This window comes from Pseudomonas poae, from assembly GCF_001439785.1.
Lineage (GTDB): Bacteria > Pseudomonadota > Gammaproteobacteria > Pseudomonadales > Pseudomonadaceae > Aquipseudomonas > Aquipseudomonas poae.
Window position 1 is genome coordinate 88065 of sequence record NZ_JYLI01000018.1, and the last position, 18618, is coordinate 106682.

20 protein-coding genes and 2 pseudogenes are annotated in these 18618 nt (G+C 53.3%); 9 read left to right on the top strand and 13 right to left on the bottom strand.

The genetic code is table 11. From position 1 onward, the window contains the following. Positions 1-130: 130 nt before the first annotated feature. A complete protein-coding gene (locus TU75_RS20080) occupies positions 131-1477 on the bottom strand; it encodes a glutamine synthetase family protein (protein WP_060549873.1) in 1347 nt (448 codons plus the stop codon). Between the two features lie 11 nt (positions 1478-1488). Further along, positions 1489-2046 (bottom strand): helix-turn-helix domain-containing protein, encoded by a 558-nt coding sequence (locus TU75_RS20085; protein ID WP_060549899.1) that lies wholly within the window; start codon positions 2044-2046, stop codon positions 1489-1491. On the opposite strand from TU75_RS20085, the gene TU75_RS27435 reads away from it, so the two are divergent. After that, the gene (locus TU75_RS27435) at positions 2035-2340 is read left to right on the top strand and encodes a hypothetical protein (RefSeq protein ID WP_156422788.1); all 306 of its coding nucleotides are present in this window, start codon (positions 2035-2037) and stop codon (positions 2338-2340) included. The genes TU75_RS20085 and TU75_RS27435 overlap by 12 nt on opposite strands. 61 nt (positions 2341-2401) lie before the next feature. Continuing rightward, on the top strand, positions 2402-2710 hold the full coding sequence (locus TU75_RS20090) for an RcnB family protein (RefSeq protein WP_003232805.1): 309 nt from the start codon (positions 2402-2404) through the stop codon (positions 2708-2710). A gap of 93 nt (positions 2711-2803) precedes the next feature. On the opposite strand, the gene TU75_RS20095 is transcribed toward TU75_RS20090, so the two are convergent. Both TU75_RS20095 and TU75_RS20100 read right to left on the bottom strand, forming a co-directional pair. Beyond that, on the bottom strand, positions 2804-3076 hold the full coding sequence (locus tag TU75_RS20095) for a DUF1652 domain-containing protein (protein WP_003232802.1): 273 nt from the start codon (positions 3074-3076) through the stop codon (positions 2804-2806). A 103-nt stretch (positions 3077-3179) separates the two neighbouring features. Further along, the gene (locus tag TU75_RS20100) at positions 3180-4676 is read right to left on the bottom strand and encodes a helix-turn-helix transcriptional regulator (protein WP_060549874.1); all 1497 of its coding nucleotides are present in this window, start codon (positions 4674-4676) and stop codon (positions 3180-3182) included. A gap of 196 nt (positions 4677-4872) precedes the next feature. Between TU75_RS20100 and TU75_RS20105 the strand changes: the two genes are divergently transcribed. The 4 genes and pseudogenes from TU75_RS20105 to TU75_RS20120 all read left to right on the top strand — a co-directional run bounded on the left by TU75_RS20105 (position 4873) and on the right by TU75_RS20120 (position 7336). Then, a complete protein-coding gene (locus TU75_RS20105; protein WP_060549875.1) occupies positions 4873-5841 on the top strand; it encodes a hypothetical protein in 969 nt (322 codons plus the stop codon). A 119-nt stretch (positions 5842-5960) separates the two neighbouring features. Continuing rightward, on the top strand, positions 5961-6581 hold the full coding sequence (locus TU75_RS20110) for a transglycosylase SLT domain-containing protein (RefSeq protein WP_060549876.1): 621 nt from the start codon (positions 5961-5963) through the stop codon (positions 6579-6581). 69 nt (positions 6582-6650) lie between these two features. Continuing rightward, positions 6651-6848, top strand: a pseudogene (locus TU75_RS20115) (FKBP-type peptidyl-prolyl cis-trans isomerase); the annotation flags it as partial. A 167-nt stretch (positions 6849-7015) separates the two neighbouring features. After that, positions 7016-7336, top strand: coding sequence for a hypothetical protein (locus TU75_RS20120; RefSeq protein WP_060549877.1), 321 nt, complete (start codon positions 7016-7018; stop codon positions 7334-7336). Between the two features lie 249 nt (positions 7337-7585). Here the strand turns inward: TU75_RS20120 and TU75_RS20125 are convergent, their stop codons facing one another. Together TU75_RS20125 and TU75_RS20130 are read right to left on the bottom strand one after the other, a co-directional pair. Beyond that, entirely contained in the window at positions 7586-8308 is a 723-nt protein-coding gene (locus TU75_RS20125) for a recombinase family protein (protein WP_060549878.1), read from the bottom strand. Positions 8309-8441: 133 nt separating this feature from the next. Then, positions 8442-8660 (bottom strand): helix-turn-helix domain-containing protein, encoded by a 219-nt coding sequence (locus tag TU75_RS20130; RefSeq protein ID WP_069665420.1) that lies wholly within the window; start codon positions 8658-8660, stop codon positions 8442-8444. A gap of 102 nt (positions 8661-8762) precedes the next feature. Here TU75_RS20130 and TU75_RS20135 point away from each other — a divergent pair, with 102 nt between their 5' ends. Then, the gene (locus tag TU75_RS20135) at positions 8763-8963 is read left to right on the top strand and encodes a hypothetical protein (protein ID WP_056787648.1); all 201 of its coding nucleotides are present in this window, start codon (positions 8763-8765) and stop codon (positions 8961-8963) included. 50 nt (positions 8964-9013) lie between these two features. Beyond that, complete coding sequence (locus TU75_RS20140; RefSeq protein ID WP_162276116.1) at positions 9014-10303, top strand: tetratricopeptide repeat protein; 1290 nt, start codon at positions 9014-9016, stop codon at positions 10301-10303. A gap of 23 nt (positions 10304-10326) precedes the next feature. Here TU75_RS20140 and TU75_RS27440 read toward each other — a convergent pair whose 3' ends face one another. The 6 genes from TU75_RS27440 to TU75_RS20160 all read right to left on the bottom strand — a co-directional run bounded on the left by TU75_RS27440 (position 10327) and on the right by TU75_RS20160 (position 16988). Beyond that, on the bottom strand, positions 10327-10659 hold the full coding sequence (locus TU75_RS27440; protein ID WP_141719132.1) for a hypothetical protein: 333 nt from the start codon (positions 10657-10659) through the stop codon (positions 10327-10329). Positions 10660-11107: 448 nt separating this feature from the next. Continuing rightward, positions 11108-11329, bottom strand: a complete 222-nt coding sequence (locus TU75_RS20145) for a hypothetical protein (RefSeq protein WP_060549881.1) — start codon at positions 11327-11329, stop codon at positions 11108-11110. Beyond that, on the bottom strand, positions 11329-11805 hold the full coding sequence (locus tag TU75_RS20150; protein WP_060549882.1) for a hypothetical protein: 477 nt from the start codon (positions 11803-11805) through the stop codon (positions 11329-11331). Before TU75_RS20150 ends, TU75_RS20145 begins: the two co-directional genes overlap by 1 nt. 320 nt (positions 11806-12125) lie before the next feature. After that, positions 12126-13373: a primase-helicase family protein gene (locus TU75_RS20155; protein ID WP_082630494.1), complete on the bottom strand. Its 1248-nt coding sequence runs from the start codon at positions 13371-13373 to the stop codon at positions 12126-12128. 166 nt (positions 13374-13539) lie between these two features. Then, the gene (locus tag TU75_RS27700; protein WP_169794359.1) at positions 13540-13710 is read right to left on the bottom strand and encodes a hypothetical protein; all 171 of its coding nucleotides are present in this window, start codon (positions 13708-13710) and stop codon (positions 13540-13542) included. Positions 13711-15422: 1712 nt separating this feature from the next. Then, on the bottom strand, positions 15423-16988 hold the full coding sequence (locus tag TU75_RS20160) for a recombinase family protein (RefSeq protein ID WP_060549883.1): 1566 nt from the start codon (positions 16986-16988) through the stop codon (positions 15423-15425). Between the two features lie 49 nt (positions 16989-17037). Between TU75_RS20160 and TU75_RS20165 the strand changes: the two are divergent. Then, positions 17038-17205: pseudogene (locus TU75_RS20165) on the top strand (FKBP-type peptidyl-prolyl cis-trans isomerase); the annotation flags it as partial. A gap of 226 nt (positions 17206-17431) precedes the next feature. Here TU75_RS20165 and TU75_RS20170 read toward each other — a convergent pair. Continuing rightward, positions 17432-18604, bottom strand: coding sequence for a hypothetical protein (locus tag TU75_RS20170; protein WP_060549884.1), 1173 nt, complete (start codon positions 18602-18604; stop codon positions 17432-17434). Between the last annotated feature and the right edge of the window lie 14 nt (positions 18605-18618).

Consider the following 18618-nt stretch of genomic DNA (forward strand, 5'->3'; position numbering starts at 1 on the left):
CCAACGCAGGACAAGCCTGCTCGCCACAGGGAATTTGCGCTTAATTGAACGGCGTTAGGGCAAGCCCGCTCGCCACAAGCCTGTAAGCGCTTGAAAAGGTGATTTTCGTCCCTGAAGAACAACGCCAGGTTCAGAGGAACCAGCGATATTCCCGCGCATGAATCTCCTGCTGAAACGCCAGATGATCCTGGCGCTTGTTCTCGCAGTACACGTCAACAAACTCCGCGCCCAGCGTGTCGCGCACGACCCTGTGATGCTGCATGGCGCGGACGGCATCGAGCATCTCCACGGGGAAGTCGGTACCGCTGCTGCGGTCGTCGTTCAGCGGGGCGATGGGCTCTTGCCGGGTTTCAAGCCCGTGTTCGAGTCCGGCCAGGATCGCCGCCAGCACCAGGTAGGGGTTGGCGTCGGCGCTGGCCAGGCGGTGTTCGATGCGCAGGTTGCGCGGGTCGGACTCGGGGATGCGCACGCACGCGTCGCGATCTTCGAAGCCCCAACTGGCGCGGGTGGCGGCGTTGACCGTGCCGCCCAGACGGCGCAAGGCGTTGTGGTTGGGGGCGAAGATCGGCATGCAGTGGGGCAGCAATTGCAGGCAGCCGGCCACCGCGTGGCGCAGTGGTTGTTGCTGATGCGCCGCCAGCAGGTTGTTGCCCGCACCGTCGTACAGGCTGATGTGCACATGCATGCCGCTGCCGGGAAATTGCAGGTAGGGCTTGGCCATGAAACTGGCGCGGTAGCCATGCTTGAGCGCCACGCCGCGGGTGCTGCGGCAGAACAGGGCAGCCCAGTCGGCGGCGCGCAGGGCGTCGTCCGAGTGGCTGAAATTGATCTCGAACTGGCCGGGACCTAACTCGGCGGTGATCACCGTGCTGTCGATGCCCTGATCCCTGGCGGTTTGCGCCATGTCGTCGAGCACGGCGCCGAAGCGCGACAGCCGCTCGATGTGCAGATTGGGCTGGTCGTCGGCATCATCGCTCAGCGGATCACGGGGGAATTGCGGGAGGCCGTCGGCGAGCTTTTTATCGAACAGGTAAAACTCCAGCTCGAACGCCACCATCGGGTGAATGCCCTTGTGCTGCAAGCGCTGCAGCACCCTGGCCAGCACCTCGCGGGGCTCGAACTCGATGGGCGCGTCGGTGCCGTCGGAGGTGATCAGCATTTGCCCCAGGGGCTGCGACTCCCAGCTCACCGGCTTGAGCGTGCCCGGCACGAGGCGGCGATTGGCATCGGGGTCGCCGTCGTTGAAACAGTAATCGCCGATCTTGAACAGCCCGCCCTGAACCCCCAGCAGCACAGCGTTCTGCGGCAGCTTCAAGGGGCTGCCGGCAGCGACTTTTTCGAGCATCTCCACGGGGTAGCGCTTGCCGTAGAAATGCCCGGGAATGTCCAGGGCGATCAGGTCGACATAGCGCACATCGGGGTGGTTCTGGCGAAACGTGCGGACTTCGGCCAGCAACGCACAGGGCGGGGTTTTCACAGGGGTTGCTCCTAGTTGTACACCCACAGCACGCGGGCAGGCACATCGGTAAGGTTGGCGTAGCGGCAGTGGGCGAAACTGGCCAGATGGAAACTGTCGCCCGGGCCGAGGGTGACGCTGTCGGCCTCGCCCTCCACCCACAGCGTCAGCTCGCCTTCGAGCACGAAGCCGGCCTGCTCGGCGCGGTCGCTCATGGTCTGTTCACCGCTGTTGGCGCCGGGCGCCAGCAGGCTGTCGAGTATGGAGAAGGCGCCGTTCATGCTCGGCGAGACGAGGATGTCGGTGATGCCATTGGCGTAATACACCGTGCGCCGCTCATTGGGGCGCGTGACCCAGTCCACCGCCTTGGGCTTGGGCAGGCTGTAGAAATAGGTGGTGGGCACGTCGAGGGCATGGCTGATGGCGGTGAGGTCGGCCACGGTTGGGCGTGACAGGCCGCGTTCAACCTGGGACAGAAAGCCCACGGAGCGCTCGATCTTTTGCGCCAGCTGCACAAGGGTGAGTTTCTTGTGTTTGCGCAGGTCGTGGATCAGGGCGGCGAGGGTGGCGAGTTCTTCTTGTTGGCTCATGAAATTAATGTCGATAAATTTCATGAAAAATTACAGGATAAATTTCATACCGGCAACAAGTACCATGGATCAATACCGTCCTGTGGCGAGCAGGCTTGTCCTGCGTTGGGCTGCGCAGCAGCCCCAAAACCAGGCGCTGAGCCGTATCAGGTACACCGCGTTTTGCTGGATTGGGGGCGCTTCGCACCCCAACGCAGGACAAGCCTGCTCGCCACAACAAGCCTGCTCGCCACAGGGAATCTGCGTTTAACTGAACGGTATCAGGGCTGGGCTTGCCGCAAGAACATGGCCTGAATGATTCCACGCGGCTGAGGTCCGAATCTAGGTACGCGTCATTAATTGAAGGAGCACCCCCATGAAGTCCAGATCCCTAGTTGCCTGTGTTCTCGTTGCTGCAAGCCTGTCCACCGCCAGCTTTGTCGCCCAGGCCGGTGATACCCCCCAGGAAACCGTGCAGCCTTCCAGCATCAATGCCCGTGACTTGAAAGAGGGCGACCGCGCGCCGGATATCCTTATGCGCAAGGAGTCGGCCATAAAAGACTGGGAAAAACGTGGCCTCAAGAACCCAGGTGAAGACAACCAGTGGGCAAAGGCAGCCGACAAGTATGTGCTGCTCAAGACCACCAACGGCACCATTCTTGAGATCACCCCGGCGAAGAAATAATCGCGCGCAGCGTTCTGCATCAAGGTAACCGGCCGGCAGGGTCGCGTTACCTTCGTACAGATGAGGGGGTTTATCGTCGGGAGAGGGGGGTGTTTATCGGGGCGTGAGTGAGGGCCAATCGTCCAGCGTGAGCTTGCCCACGTTGTTGCTTTGCAGTTCGTAACGCAACTCTTCGACCATCCTGGCCACTTCCTCCGGGGTGTGCAGCCGGTTGGTGGTAATCCCGGTGACGACCAGGTCCACGCGGCCCGTTTCGGCGTCGTAGACCTTGAGCGTCAGAGACGCATCCCGGCACAGGGTGAACTCACAGGTTAACGGCAACAGGCCTTCCTCGATGCAATTGCGCAATTGAGAGACGGTGAGCATGCAGTTTCCTTCAGGGCATTCAATGCGGTCCCTTCAAGGTTATTGATCGCGCCCCTGCGTCAGAAGGCGAATTCGCACTAGTAGCACTAGTGCATTTGCATGCCTAAGGCTTGTTTTTCAGGCGCAATTCTCCGGCAAACAGCCCGCGCTCACGGGCCCAGACGATCGCCGCGCTGCGGCTGTGTACCCCCAGTTTGGAATACACCGTGGCCACGTGGTTGCGCACCGTGTTGGGTGCCAGCTTCAGGCGCGAGGCGATTTCCTTGTCGGCCAGGCCTTCGCAGATCAGCCCCAGCACATCGCGTTCGCGCGCGGTGAGGTCGGTGAAGGCCACGTTCGGCAGATTGGGACTGTTGACGCTTTTGGCGTTGGCCAGCTTCTCGATCAGGGTCTGACTGAACCACGAGGCATCCTGCATGACCTCTTCGATGGCCGCCACCAGTTCCAGCTCCGAGCGTTTGCGTTCAGTGATGTTCATCAATACCAGCAGGTAGCAGGGCACGTTTTCGATACTCACGGTGTCTGCGGACACCACGCAGTCGATCACTTCATTGCCCTTTTTGCGCACTTTCAACTCTTGCCCGTCGAGGTTGCCGACTTTTTCCAGGGTGGCGAACAACTGCGCGCCGGCCGAGGCGCTGTCGATAAAGTCGATCTCTTCTATGGCTTTGCCGATCAGCTCTTCGCTGATGTAGCCGGTGATGTTCATGAACGCTTCGTTGACGTCCACCACCTGGCGGTTGTCGGCGTTGCACACCAGTGTCGGCACGGGCGTGAGGCGGAAGGATTTGGCGAAGCGTTCCTCGCTCTGGCGCAGGGCGATTTCTGCCTTGCGCCGTGGCTCCAGGTCCATGAAGGAAAACAGCATGCAGTCTTCCTCGTTCATGTCCAGCGGCTGCCCGGCGACGACTACCAGTTTGCTGCCGCCTTCGGGCAGTTTGAGTTCGGCCTGCATCTGCGGGATGGTCGCGCCTTCCCCCAGGCGTTGGATCGCCAGGTCCTTGCGCTCGGCCTGCTCCAGCACGTCCAGTTCATATACGGACTTGCCGATGACCTGGTCGCGGGTGTAGCCGGTCATTTCCAGAAAGCCCTGGTTGACCTTGATGTAGCGCAGGTCGCTCAGGCGGCAGATCACGGCGGGCGCCGGGTTGGCGTTGAAGGTTTTTTCGAAGCGCTGCTCGGCGCTGGCCCACTCGGTGGCGTCGCTGAGAATCAGCACCAGCAATTCCGGCTCACCCTTGGCATCGGCGATCACCAGGCTGCGCAGGCGGTGCACCCAGGTTTTGTCCGGGTCGGCGGTGGACGTGACTTCGACCACCACGTCGCTGAATTCATCGCCTGCGGCGGCGCGGGCGAGGGGGTAGTTGTCCGCCTGCAGCGGGTGATTGTTTCGATAGCGCAGGGCAAAGCGTTCGGCGTATTGCAGGCCGTCGCTACCCAGCCCCATCACATCGCTGACGCCGTGCATGACCAATGCGGCTTCGTTGGCCCACAGAATGGTCTGGTCGACCTCGGCCAGGATCACGCCATCGGACAATCCCGAGATGATCTGCTGCAATTGGCGGCGGTTGGTTTCTTTGGCAAGAACGTCCTGTGTCATGAGCTCTCCGATGTTTAAGTGCATGAAACTACGACAGGGGAGGTTCGCGAACGTGCAGAAAAAATCATCCCGTGCAGGTGCGAATGCACCAGTCAATCTAGTGCAGATGGACCGGGACTGAACGTATGTCGTTTCGCCACACTCACAACATCAAGGCACATTGCCTTGCTCCTATAACCTGTGAAGGACCTCTTGTATGACCACTGTCTATGAAACCAACCGTTCGTTGTTTCGCGTGTCCTGGAGCTCGGTATTGGCCGGTAGTGCAATTGCACTGGTGACCTATCTGGTCTTGAGCGTGCTCGGCACCGTAATCGGCGCCAGTGCCGTCAACCCGATGGAAGCGGGTAATCCGCTGAGTGGTTTCGGCACCGGTGCCGGGATCTGGCTGTTTGTTTCGACGCTGGTGGCCATCGCTGTTGGCGCATTCGTGGCCGGGCGTACCGCGCCGGATCGCGGCGGCCTGCATGGCGTGCTGACCTGGACCCTCACCACCCTGTTCACCACCTGGTTGCTGGCAGGCCTGGCCTCGAGCGTGGTCGGCACCGCTGGCAATGTAATGGGCAAAGGCCTGTCGGCTGCCGGTAGCGGTATCGCCGCCGCCGCACCGGGCATCGGTGACAGCATCAAGCAGCAACTGAACGAGCAAGGCATCCAACTGGACTGGAATAGCCTGCAGGGTCAACTCGATACCTTGCTCAAGCAAACCGGCAAGCCTGAGTTGGACCCGTCCAACGTCGAGCAGAAAACCGACCAGGCCGCCGCTGATGGCAAGCAGTCTGCAACCGATGCCGCGAACAATCCTGCCCAGGCAGGCGATGAGTTGAAGCAGTGGTTCGAACGCGTCAAAGCGTCGGGCGAACCTGCACTGAACGCTGCCGACAAGGAAGCACTGGTCAATATCGTTGCCGCGCGCACTGGCAAGAGCAAGGCAGAAGCCACCCAGATCGTCGACAACTATGCCCAGGCTTATCAGCAAGCCATGCAGAAGGTTGAGCAGTTGAAGCAGCAAGCCGAACAGAAAGCTCGCGAAGCCGGTGAAGTGGCCGCCAAGCAACTGTCGCGCGCTGCCTGGAGCACCTTGGCGATGCTGTTGCTGGGCGCTGCCTTGAGCTTCTTCGTGGGCCGTTTCGCGCTGACCAGCCGTCGCGTGCCACTGGCCTGATCCAGCCAGCGCCCGCTCCACGTTTGTGGCGCGGGCGCTGGAGGCGCGATGAGCAGTCGGCATTCGCGTCAATGAGTGCGTAAAATGGGCGCCTTTCGCATATCACGCAAAGGTGCCCCTTGAGCGCAGGCAAAGCTGTCGGACTGTTGGTCCTCACCTCCCTACTGGCCGCGTGCGGCACCTCACCGCCGCGCAGTCCCAACGACCTGTGTGCCATCTTTCGCGAAAAGGACGACTGGTACGACGCCGCCAAGGTCACGCAAAAGCGCTGGGGCGTGCCCATCGAAGTACCGTTCGCCATCATGTATCAGGAGTCGGGCTTTCGCCACGACGCCAAGACCCCGCGTAAATACCTGCTGTGGATCATCCCTTGGGGCCGCGTCTCCACCGCATCCGGCTACGCCCAGGCCAAGGATGAAGTGTGGAACGACTACCGCAAAAGCACCGGCCGCAGCGGCGCCGATCGTGAAGACTTCGACGATGCCATCGACTTTGTCGGCTGGTACATGGACAAGACCTACACCATCAATGGCGTCTACAAATACGATGCCTACGGCCAATACTTGAACTACCACGAAGGGTGGGGCGGCTACCGTCAGCGCACCTACGCGGGCAAGCCGTGGCTGCTGCCGGTGGCGGGCAAGGTGCAAACGCGTTCGCAGATGTATGCGCGTCAGTACGCCGGGTGCAAGGATGACCTGGGGCGGGGGTGGTGGAGCCGATTCTGGCGGTGGTTATAGGCGGATGGCTTGATCGTTCCCACGCCGGTGCTGGCGTACTCGTCACACGTATTCGTCAATGAGGACCCCATGAACAACGACCAATTGCAGATTACCGACACACGACCGGGCACCGGCAAAGCCGTCGTCAAGGGCGCGCTGATCACTACCCAAAACACCGGCACCCTGGAGGACGGCACGGTGTTCGATTCGTCCTGGCAGCGGGGCAAGCCATTCCAGTGCGTCATCGGCACCGGGCGTGTGATCAAGGGCTGGGAGCAACAACTTTCAATGTGACCCTCAAAAGTATCCAATTTTACATTGTGTCCATCCCTCTCAAACGAAATCCCCTGAGACATAGCTAACCAAGTGTTCAACCTTGTTTGGCGGGCTCCAAGGACAAATATCTCTCTGATGGTCTAGGCTCCCCCCGCCACCCATCAGAAGGCTGCCGCATGGACGACTATAAAAAGGCTACGTGCTATTACAGATATGAAATCGAGGGTAAGGAGAAAGCCGGGCAAATTGAGTTACCGGAAAAGCTCAAGCATCCTGACTCCCGGTATCTTCTTCACAAAAGACTGATCGGCACCATTTCCGGAGATGAGCCAGGTTATTTTCTACAGACTCCGCAGCAGCACCAGACATCCCACTCGGGATATCTTGCAGGGCCTGCGAACATCGTATTTGGGTGGATAGAATTTGAACGAGGGCTTGAGTCGGGAGCAATTGATGAATACAGCTTTTACCGCAAGGATAGGCTTCCCAAACTGTGACGCTCTCTGCGCGGGGGCTGATCGGTTAAGACCAACTACAAATGCGAACTACTCCTATTCGGCAAATGTGGAAATATGAGAGGTTTGGGGCGGCTCACCGGCTACCCCTGACCCAGGAGGGACGAGGCCGCTAGAACGCCTCAGAGGGCCTGAAACCGCCTAGAACAGACGGTTCTTGAGGGGACTCCACCTTATGCTTCGGCAGTCTTCATCAGTGCTATGTCATAAACATTAATAAGGAAGAATGCATCAGGCGAAAGTCAGTCCAAGAGTCCGCATGACACGACTTACCTGCATCGCTGACCACTCACCGCCACGCGCAGTGACAACCTTCTTGCCATTCAAGCATTCTGCGACTTGTTGTAGCGAAGTAGCGCCACGACGGATGCAGAGTTCGATTGGGTCGTGGAGTGACGCCGTAAAGGCGGATACACGCGCCTGAACAGACTCTTGAGCTTTTGCCCGGTTAGCGTCTGTACGGCCCTTGGCTAACGCGTCTGCTCTGTTCTGAACACTTTGCATGGCTTCGGCATTGCCACTGTCTGCCTTGGCCTTCAGAGTTGCTAGGGTGTCTTTTGTACGGTCGCTGATGAACTTGCGTTCCTGTTCAGCGAGGGCCGCGAACAGATGCAGTTGAAAAGGGGTGGCGTCTGGCATCGTAGCTACCTTGAAGCTTGTCTGTTCCATCAGACGGGCAATGTGATGCACAGAACGGGATAGGCGGTCTAATTTGGCTACCGCGAGTACAGCTCCTTCCTTTTTGCATGCTGCCAAAGCCTTTGCACCTTCAGGACGATCCTCGATAGCGAGCTTGCCCGACACCACATCGGTGAAGGAACCCACCACCTCCCAGTTGTTCGCCAGCGCGGCACGCTCTATGTATTCCTCTTGAGATTCGAGACCCAATCCGCTGTCGCCTTGAGACTTTGTAGACACACGGTAGTAGGCAATTACACGTACTGGCTTGTTCATCGTCTTGGCTCCTTGGCAGCAGAATGTCTGGGCTAGGAATCCATATTAACATTACTAAAACGTTCGTTCTAGATATGTTATGAAGTTATTCGTCGGTCTGTTTGTAGAGTTTTCGCCTTCAGGGGGCGGGGATTTAGATATCAGTAAACAAGATCGACAGATCAACCTTCAAGGCGTCAGCGAGAACCTTGATAGCGTCTAAGCTTGGGTTGGCACCACCGGTTTCAATGCGGCTCATGTAGGTTCTGGCGAACCCACATCTGTCCGCGAAGGCTTCTTGAGTCATGCCGGTAGCAAGACGAAGCTCACGAATTCGATGGCCGAAGCGATGGCGGAGGGAGGGAAGAGACATTCCCATATCGTGGGCTGATGTGCTCTAATCGTGAACACACTAATCGTGACATTGACTGAATAGATCACCAGCTACTCAGTTACTAGCGGAAGGAAAACAGGGATGAAGGACGGCATCATCAGACTTAACGATTACCTTTGTTACTTCGCCATTGTCGCAGTTGCGTTTGCGGGCTACGCAATCTATGGCGAATGGGGGGCAATCGGTGGATTCATAGCAGGGGCGGTGATGGCAGGATTCTGGCTTGTCCTCAGCGGGATTTACGACGAACTGAAGAAAATTACTGAGGCAAAAGGATTGTAGTAGCTGCGTATTTCGGCCGAGCGTTCACCGTCCCGATGAGCAAAATACGCATGCTTTATCAAAAAAGTGGGGGAAGTATGGGAAGGTTATTGAGATGGAGTGTAACGGCTTTGGTGGTCGGGGCGTGTTTCCAGATTTTTGCGGCTCAAGCTGATGTCCTGGAAGATGGGAAAGCAGCATACGAAGCAAAAGACTACGAGAAAGCTGCCGCAACCTTCCTACCCTTGGCTCAAGAAGGTGATGCCGAGGCTCAATCATATATGGGATACATGGCTGAGTATGGGTTGGGCCGTAAGGTTGATAAGGTCGAAGCATTTAAGTGGTATGAAAAATCCGCGAGTCAAGGGTACGACTATTCCCAGCAAAATCTCGGAGTTTCATATGAGCTTGGAAGGGGAACAAAGCAAAACTATGCCAACGCAGCTCTTTGGTATTCCAAAGCTGCTGAGCAGGGGAATAAAAAATCTCAAGGTAACTTGGGTCGGCTATATGAAAGCGGGAAAGGGGTGCCGAAAAATTTAGCTAAAGCCGTAACTTGGTATAGAAAAGCTTCTGAGCAGGGGGATAGCGCTGCGCAGAATAATCTAGCTACCCTTTACTATAATGGGAGGGGCGTACCTCAAGATTTTGAGAAGGCTAGGAGCTTGTATGCAAAAGCAGCGAAGCAAGGTAACGAAACTGCTTTTTTTAACTTGGGTGTGATGTTTCGAGATGGAGATGGGGTAAAAAAAGATCCCGTAGCAGCACACGTCTATTTTAATCTTTCCGCAGCAAACGGCGATACGGACGCTAAGACAGAGCGCAATGCCATAGCCCGGAAGCTTTCTTCAGAAAATTTGAAAGCTGCACAGCAGTCCGCATCAGCGTGGAAAATCGGCGACAAAATCCCTTATAACAATGATGATAACGAAGCAGATGAATCTACTAGTGCTGAGAAAGGAGCAACCTACTCAGCTTCAGAAAGGATCGAACACTTTGAAGTGACTTTGTTTGGCTGCACTGTTAAGTCTGATCTTGGGCTAAAAAACAAGAGTGCTGGTCCTAAACCATCAGCCGACAGCGAATTTTTGATCCTCGATGTTTCGTTCAAAAACGAAGATACAGAAAGCCGCATACCACTTGCAGGCTCTGTATTTATTAACTACGGTGGAAAGCGGTATCAATTCGATAGTCCAGAAACCGTTTGGCAAGACGGTTGGGATTTAAGGTTCGGTAAGATAAACCCCTTGCTGACGGAGCGAACGAAGCTCGCATATCGAATTCCACTACATATGCGCGGTGACGCTGACTGGGTACCTGGCCGCAATCAACAGAACGTTAAGCTTAGCTGTGGATTCTGACATCCCCAGAGCCTCATTTTGACTCATAAAGCAATTAATGTTGTATGAGCATAAGTGAGGCTGTAGCCAGCCACAAATGCAGGAAATGCTTCTGAGTCCCAAGGCCCACCGACAGCCTCACCTTTAACGAGTACCGCACCATTTACCCAACTACGGGAAATGGCAGTTAAGTCGTTATATAAACCTACAGCCTCGCTAGGTATTACCTCGGATTCAATCTGTACAGACCAGCGTCCAGACCTTTCTAAGTATTGCCAGTGCTCTCTAAGTGGCGAGAACGAGCCAATAGAAGGCTTTGTGTTGCTGTCTAGGTTGTCTGCCGAAGCCTTCAAGATAAACCAATAGAAATACGTCATTGGATACGTCCCTGTAATAGTTTGATTCTAGTATCTAAAATTCTAATTTGTCCTTCCATATCGTTATTTATCCTGTCTTGTCTCTCAAAGTTGCTATTTATTTTATTTTCTGTGTAGTTAACCAGTGAGTCTAGTCTCTGCCGGATCGCATCATCACTACTATGGTCATCGTTCGCTGTGGTCAAAGCAAATGTCAGCAATGAAATACAGATAGCACTGACAAGTGCGAACGCCACTAGGGCAACAATTACTACGTTATTCAATCCTAAAACCTTCTTATTGTTATAACTTTAACTTATAATTTCGCCAAGTGTTATAATATTGCATTGTTGGCGGAGAAATGCATCGTGCTAAACAGTTTACGTCAATAACCCAACAAACATGCAGGGTGTAATGAAGAGGGGAGACTCATGCCTCCCATACTTCGGTTTTATCAATTCCTGCTTGCTTAATCCTGTTTAGGGAATCTCTTCAAAAGAATTTGCTTAGTAAGGTCTACGCTTTCAACGGGCTTGCTTGCCTCCAAAAGCAGGTCAATGTAGCTCTGTAGTTCCTCGTCTGACAGCTTAGCCTTGGCAGGTTCCGTCTTTAGTTCAGGAGCCTTCTTAGCGGCATTGCGGGCCATAGCACGCTCTAGCTGTTTATTGAATATGGTGTTGGAGACGGTCATCACACAGCACCTTTTTCAGATGAAAGATTGGCGAAGAAGTCTTGAGCCTCTTTAGCCGCATCAGCGCGAAGTTTGGCTTCTTTGTCGTGTTCTTTCTTAGCTTCCCGATCCTTTTGTGCCTGATAGAGCTGTTGTTCAAGAATTTGCTGTTGTTTAGCTTTCTCAAGTTCCAGCTCAGCAAGGTATGCATTCTCTGTCTCAGTTGCGACGTCCTTTAGCAAGGCATCAATGTTTTCTTTCACTAGGAAGATAGTTAAGCCAGCGGCTGTGCTAATAGGGTGATGCTCGGAAAGTACACGGCCTTCTATAAATAGCTTTTGTAGCTTTGGCATGAGAATAGCGGCGGGTTCGCTATGCCGGTCTACCGCTGCATAAGATCGAAGAAATTGAAATTTGGCATGTTCGATTCGCTTATCCAGTACGTCTTGTTGAAAAGTGAATGCGCTCAAGGTGACGTGTTGTTTTGCATTTTCCATTTTTATTTCCTTTGAAGTTGCCATCGTCGGCGGTTTTTGGGCAAGACTGCCCCGTTGTTTGCTCTTGTTAAGGAGCAGATTCTATTGTTAGTGGGAATGCCTTTACATAGGCGGGAAGAATATCTTACGGCTGCGCTATCGCTTGCCTACGTCAAATCGCTTCGCTCCTTGACTTACTAACATCTTATTTAAAAAAGGTTAACTAAAGCTGTCACCCTGTCATCTATTGACTGAACCTTATAGGCTGCGGGGCTTACAGTGATGACGGCTTATATGGGTGGGTGTCACCCTACCTGTCACCCTGTCACCAATCCCGTCACTCAAAAACCATTGCAGGGCATATGAGTCTCAAGTTCTTTCGGAGTGGATTCTACTGTCAGCCCATTTTCAAAGCCGAAAGGGGTAATGTAGTACCGTTGTGCTTTTGTTCGGCGTTGTTTGCAACCCACGGCCAAAAGTACGTTTGCAACTGCCATGTCGCTCAGGCCATGATCGAATTCGCTTAGAAAGGCGTCTTTGATAGCTTTCACAGTGAGCACCTTATTCTTTTCAACCACTTCGCCTAGGAGATCTTCCAGCTTGTCCGCACTACTAAACCCCATCAGTTCTTGCTTCGGGACGGTCATCGGAGGCGCATCAGTTGGGTGATAGCTACCAAGGTCCACCTGCTCAAGATAGTTTCTAACGAGTTGCATCCCACCGTCATACATCAGCCAAGGCTTGAGCTTTGTATTGATGAATTCTGAGGTCTCTTGGATAGATTCTTTATGACGAATGAATTCCGGTATCCAGAAACGGCGATCTCCTTTTTCCAAAACAAGAGGGAGATGGTCGTTACTGGTGATGATGAAGTTTAGATAGTTATCAATCGTCACTGTTGGCTTGTGCTTGCGGTGAAGGGGAATCGTAGCGTTACCCTGGAAGCTCTTGAGGGCGTCTGTGGTGCTTTTCTTGCTCTTGTAAACTTCATCAATCAAGGCGAGAGTCTTACCTGATATCACATCGTTAAAATCGCCTACGACGTCCTTGAGAGCGCATACACACACTGATGAACGCCCCAGCAATCCTGATAGAAGGGTTTCTACTAGAAAGCCTTTGCCGACGCCGTGTTGGCTGCGTAGCACAGGTGTTGCAATGATTCGTTGCTCAGGCTTGCGAACTACATGGGAAAGCCACCATCCGAAGTACCGGCGTTCGATATCGTCCGGAAACCATCGTTCTAGAAACTCAATGAACAAAGATATCTGCTGTTTAGTGACCTTTTGACCTGTAGGTTGAATGTCAGGAGCCTTCCACAGATTAATCAGCCCGCCTTCAAGCACCGTGCCCGCATTAGGTTTAAAACCTTCACCATAAGCCCAAGGTAAGCACGCAAGTAGATAGGATGCATTGTGCTCAATACCGCCTTGCTGTGAATAGTAGTGAGAGATAATGCCTGCATCCCCTTGGTCAATGCCCGTCACTAAGTCACGGAACCTAGGGTAAGAGCTATCTGAAGGGATTCGTACAAATCGCGATTTTACCGCATCAATCGCATTGTTATTGTATTTCGGTGCTGCTGTAGTCATTGAAATTTACCTCATCTGATGGGCTAGGACGTTTGGTTTTGAATAAAGAGTCGTGAAGAGACGAAATCAAAATGTTAAGTGTGTGATTGGGTGAGCCGTGGTCGTAATGTCGCATAATTTCTAAAAGTTCATTAGAAGCTCTTTCATTGAGATGTGGTCGCATAAATTATTTCTCCAGTTTCGTAAATTCTTCACGGAGCGATTTATGTAGAAAATAACGCCTTGCTACTGCATTCATCATCTTGGAGAAGCTTTCGTAATTCACAGCCTCTGCTTCCAGTAGAGCAATCAAGTCCAAGGGCATAGCTACTTTGATCAGCCGAGTTTCTAGTTTCATTGGGAGGTTCCTTCTAGTAGTGTGGTGAGTGACAGGTTAAATTGGTTTACTTCCTCTGGGGTCTTGAGTGCTTTCAATGCGGCTTTGATGCTTTGACGAACTTTCTTCCGTGCTGCATATAGGCTCACAGAGCAGTTGTTTCCGCAGTGCTGATGTTTCTTGTTGGTTGGTTCAAAAGGGGTGTTGCAGATTACACAGTTCATAGCTTTTCCTCTGGTTGATGCCCTTGGGTGATGATGCATTTATGGTTGGTATGTCTCAGTGGTTCAGCAATTTGTTCGGTTTGATCATTGGCGTTTACAGGGTGGTCGGGGTTAGGATGTTCTCCTTCATTTAGCAGATTGTTAATTACTTCAAAGGCTAACTTTGGACCTTCACTGGAGTAATGCTTTTGTCTCCAGTAATGCAACTGGTTATGGCATTTCTGTGAACAAAGGATCTTGGAACTTCGTGTGGTGAGCATTTCGCTGCCACACCATTTGCATTGTTTTATCAACTTCATAGGCGTTACGGTGCCGTCCATTATTGTTTTGGAATATTCAAGAGTAAGGAGTTTGATGCACAAAAAACCCACAACAAGGCGAATGAGCACCTTAAATTGTGGGTGGATAAAAGATCCAAATATAAAACAAACCACCGCAGTGGTTTGAAACTCAAGGAGTTTTTTAATGAGGTGACATTGCAAGAAGGAACAATATCAACTCACATTGACCTGCGGTAGCAAACTCTAATAAGCGCCATCAGGTCTATGTTTTTCTAACGAGGGGTATGCGATAGGGTGAATTAAATTAGCTACCAAAGAGAAAGACAGGTTTTTATCTCTGTTTTCTTCCCTTTCTCATCTTATTATACAAAATAAAACCCGATTTTGTACAGATACAGTTAAACAAAGTTGAATTTATATTATCAGTACAGTTTGGCTTGAGTATCTAAATTGTTTTGACGGAAGCTTTGATTTGTTAAAAGCTGCCAGTCCATAAAGAATATCAAACTTAAGGCCTAATTGCTTATCTAAGTGCGACAACTAGTTGTATATGTACGACAACTTGGTGTTGTATTTAAATTAATATGTGTATGTTAGAGGTTGTAGAGATCATATGTTATTAATCTATTGTTATAAATACTCTGCACTGAGTTCAGAAAATTGGTAGAACTTCCCCAAGGGGATAAGAATACTCAAAAGAGCAGAGCCTTATCCCCAAGGTCTACACAACCTTCTGACTCAATGCTACAGGCTAGGACTGCTCTGCACTTGAGACGAGAATGATCACAGCTTATAGGCTGTACCTAACAGAAGGTTAGGCGGTAGTCCGGCTCCCTGATTGACATAACAAGCTCAATCACCCGCAGCCTCACCGGAACCGACTTGCGTCGGCAACTTCATGCATGCACCATCATGCTTTGTAACGGCGACTGTACATCCACTTCTTGAGGACAAGTATCTAGCCAAACCCCGAGAAGGCCCACTAACGAAAGAAAAACGAGCGAGGGTATCTATTCTACATTATTAAGCAAGTTGTGGGAATGAAACATTGAAAATAAAGTTTAGGCAGAAGAACTAGCCTTCAAAACGTTGCTAACCTCAAAACCAACCACGGACACGGGTTTAAGCTGGAAACGTCTCCTGCCCTTAAAAACTCACCGAAATACGGGATTTACTCCGTCTTAAGGTTTGCTCGACCACCTACTTTACTTGAGCGACATTAAAAAGCTCAAGGTTGGCGTCGGAGTGACCTTCTCAAGAGCTGAAGCGTTGGGATCAGTTCGTCCATCTCAACTGTTTCTATCACCCTTGTAGTCAAGTGAGGTTTTGGGTCGATTTTTATTACGTCGTCCAAATGGTGAAGGAGATATTTCTTAGCTGTTCGATCTGACCCGCCATAGAGCCACGGATATATCTCATCGGGGGCATTTACGATCATTAGACCATCGGCATGAACAGTGATTCTGTAGTCAACACCCTTGAGCAAGGCGTTGAGCTTCACAGGATCATTGTCTAACAAATCGTCCTCTATTTGGACAACTGCGGAACGGTCTATTGGACTCTCCGTGCGTTCCTGGATAAGCAGTTCAGCTTCTAATGCCTCTCGCTCTGCTTGGCGTGCTTTGAGTTGGCTAATGATTTCTGGGATTGCTCCCACCGTTTGAATAGCTGTAGCAAGGTCGGTAATTTTCTGTTTAACAGCTTCAAGCTCGCTCTGGATCGCTAGAATTCGTTTCTGACTAATTGTGAGTTGTTGGCGTTGAAATGCCGTCTCAATTGCTCGCATCGTAGTAGCTACACGGACGTAGTCCAGTACGGGCTTGGGAATAGTACGCGTGTTGTCACAGCCACTGTCTTTCAACCGCTGACGATTCAAACACCTCATACTGTGGGGGCGTCCGTCCTTGTTTTGCATTATGTAGTTTCCGCCACAGTGTCCGCACTTGACCAAACCAACGAGTAAGTGTTTTGCCGTCTTCACCGGGCGTGTTGTCTTCGCTTCCTTGCCGCGTTGTTGGGCACGAAAGAAAAGGTCAGGCTCAATGATCGCCGGGTAAGCGTTGGGAATGTCATTCCAGTAGCCGAGAACAGTCCTGTTGCGTAGCCAACCCTCTATAGTTGGACTTGAGCATTTTGCTAGCTCTGGTTCCCCAGTTTCTCGCATGCGAACGGAGATAGTTGCCTTGCCGACGCCCACCGCGTATAGCTCGAAAGCTGTCTTAACGTGCTTGGCAATTCGGTCAATCACTTTGCCATCCACTGTAAGCCAGGCAGGCGTCCAGCGTTTCACTTGTTCTCCTGCCTTTGCCTTCTCTTCACGTATCCTGTATGAGGCTGTGACGCGGCGGGAGAGGGCTTCGGAGTATTGGTTTGCAGCTTGGATTTTCGCCATCAGCATGTAGATGTGTGAGCCGTTTACGCTGGCGCGGTTGTATGTGTTTCCGTCATCAAGAGTAACTATAGAGACGCCAGCTTTAAGGATTGGCGTGAGTAGGTCGAGCATGTCAACGGTGTCCATCCGGCCTGTTCGGTCGATGGCTTCAACCAATACAACATCACCTTCTTTGATGGCTCCAGCCTCGACAGCCCCTAGCAGCTTGCCGAAGCCACCTCCAGCTTTGATGTGGTCGCCGTGATAGCCAGACTTTGCCAAATCCTCGAACTTCAACCCGCTCAGTAGGTATTCGGGATTTCTAGTTAGCCACTCAGCAATCATGGCGGTCTGGCGCTCTACAGAGCTACCACCGTGCTGTCGGAAGCTGGAAAATCGTACATATGAGATAGCTTGTTTCATGTGTTCTCCTGATGCTTGAGAGCATATCAGCTTTCAGTGTCACATCTGAAGAAGCTGGGACCAGGGCCTGATGGGCATGCAGGTGGGCGGCGTGCGCACCTTGTTCGTGCCTGCGCATCTGGCGTATGGCGAACGGTCGATGGGCGCGCACATCAAGCCCAACAGCAACCTGCGCTTTGAGATCGAGTTGCTGGAAGTGTTGACGCGCGACGATTGAGGTCGGTTGACTGTGACTGTGACTGTGACTGTGACTGTGACTGTGACTGCGGTTGTGGCGAGCGGGCTTGCCCCGCGTTGGGGTGCGAAGCGCCCCCAATCCAGCAAAACACGGTGTACCTGATACGGCTCAGCGCCTGGTTGTGGGGCTGCTGCGCAGCCCAACGCAGGACAAGCCTGCTCGCCACAGAGGTCTGCGGTTGATGTCGGATTCGGTGGTGCTGTCTTTACATTTCGTTTAACCAGCCCACCAGCGGCACCACCAGGAGCGTACTCAGTGCCATTGAAATCACATTGCCAATATACGGATGAAAATGTGTCGGCAATCGCGCTGCAATTGCACAGGCCAATGGCGGTGCGATCAGCGCGCCCAACAGCGCGCTGGAGCCGATGACCATCCAGCTGCCGCCATGGGTCAACACGGCCGCGGGCACTACCGATACCAGTGGTACATAGGTGGGGAACCAGCCGCGCTTGATCCACTGCTGCCTCCAGATCAGCACGCCCAGCGACGATGTCAGGGCTTGCGCGCCAAGCAGTGGCAGAACCAGGCCCGAGCCATAGGCCGGGCTGACTGGGTTCAGTGCATAAGCCAGCAACACGCCCGCAATCAGCCCAAGGCTGGCCCACTCATTGCCGAAGAACGGCGCTTCGGAAAAATCCGCCAATACCCGACGCGCGCTCCAGGCCACGCCGTAGGTGGGCGGTTTGGCAGGGGTTGGTCGGGTCGGCGCGAGGTAGTCCGAGCGCACCAGCGAGGGCAGGTGACGGCAAAGTACAAACGCCACCACACTGCCCAGCGCCATCCCCAGCACGTTGCCGATCACTGCGGGCAGGCCCAGCGGCACACACACGAAGTTCACGATCAACAGGCACATCGGCGTTACCAGTAATGCTCCCATTACCGCCCCATTGATCGTCACTTTCCAGCCGCCGCCAAACATCAGCACCATGGCGGCCGGTAATGAAACAAACGCTGCGAATGTCGGTTGCCACGTCTGCGCCGTGACGCTCCAGCCCCATAGAAGATTGCTCAGCAGCAGGCCGAGCAGTGAGCTGGTCACCAGCCAGGGCCATACTCCGCTGCCGTAGCAAATCGAAAAGCCTTGCCAGGCCTTACCGCGCGTACTTGCCCACCAGGCCAGGTACGCGCCGGCCAGCAGGCCAAGGGAGGCCAGCTCATGCTTGTAGAAGGCGACTTCACTGATATCTCCCAGCACCCAGCGTAGCCAGGCAATCGGGTGAGGAAGGCTTTGCGTCATATCGCTGTAGCCTGGCCACGAGCCGCCGTAGCGGATGGCGACCCATAGCACGAGCAATGCGCTGATGAAAAACAGGCTGAGCGCTACGGTATCGGCCCGTAAGCGAGCGGCCCTGGACTTGGTTGATAACGTCTCCATGCTGTGCCCTCCGA

Excerpts from the sequence above, each read along its gene's own strand:
- TU75_RS20085 (WP_060549899.1), bottom strand. The coding sequence starts at position 2,046 with ATGAGCCAACAAGAAGAACTCGCCACCCTCGCCGCCCTGATCCACGAC.
- TU75_RS20090 (WP_003232805.1), top strand. The coding sequence starts at position 2,402 with ATGAAGTCCAGATCCCTAGTTGCCTGTGTTCTCGTTGCTGCAAGCCTG.
- TU75_RS20095 (WP_003232802.1), bottom strand. The coding sequence starts at position 3,076 with ATGCTCACCGTCTCTCAATTGCGCAATTGCATCGAGGAAGGCCTGTTG.
- TU75_RS20100 (WP_060549874.1), bottom strand. The coding sequence starts at position 4,676 with ATGACACAGGACGTTCTTGCCAAAGAAACCAACCGCCGCCAATTGCAG.
- TU75_RS20105 (WP_060549875.1), top strand. The coding sequence starts at position 4,873 with ATGACCACTGTCTATGAAACCAACCGTTCGTTGTTTCGCGTGTCCTGG.
- TU75_RS20120 (WP_060549877.1), top strand. The coding sequence starts at position 7,016 with ATGGACGACTATAAAAAGGCTACGTGCTATTACAGATATGAAATCGAG.
- TU75_RS20125 (WP_060549878.1), bottom strand. The coding sequence starts at position 8,308 with ATGAACAAGCCAGTACGTGTAATTGCCTACTACCGTGTGTCTACAAAG.
- TU75_RS20130 (WP_069665420.1), bottom strand. The coding sequence starts at position 8,660 with ATGTCTCTTCCCTCCCTCCGCCATCGCTTCGGCCATCGAATTCGTGAG.
- TU75_RS20135 (WP_056787648.1), top strand. The coding sequence starts at position 8,763 with ATGAAGGACGGCATCATCAGACTTAACGATTACCTTTGTTACTTCGCC.
- TU75_RS20140 (WP_162276116.1), top strand. The coding sequence starts at position 9,014 with ATGCTTTATCAAAAAAGTGGGGGAAGTATGGGAAGGTTATTGAGATGG.
- TU75_RS27440 (WP_141719132.1), bottom strand. The coding sequence starts at position 10,659 with ATGACGTATTTCTATTGGTTTATCTTGAAGGCTTCGGCAGACAACCTA.
- TU75_RS20145 (WP_060549881.1), bottom strand. The coding sequence starts at position 11,329 with ATGACCGTCTCCAACACCATATTCAATAAACAGCTAGAGCGTGCTATG.
- TU75_RS20150 (WP_060549882.1), bottom strand. The coding sequence starts at position 11,805 with ATGGAAAATGCAAAACAACACGTCACCTTGAGCGCATTCACTTTTCAA.
- TU75_RS20155 (WP_082630494.1), bottom strand. The coding sequence starts at position 13,373 with ATGACTACAGCAGCACCGAAATACAATAACAATGCGATTGATGCGGTA.
- TU75_RS27700 (WP_169794359.1), bottom strand. The coding sequence starts at position 13,710 with ATGAAACTAGAAACTCGGCTGATCAAAGTAGCTATGCCCTTGGACTTG.
- TU75_RS20160 (WP_060549883.1), bottom strand. The coding sequence starts at position 16,988 with ATGAAACAAGCTATCTCATATGTACGATTTTCCAGCTTCCGACAGCAC.
- TU75_RS20170 (WP_060549884.1), bottom strand. The coding sequence starts at position 18,604 with ATGGAGACGTTATCAACCAAGTCCAGGGCCGCTCGCTTACGGGCCGAT.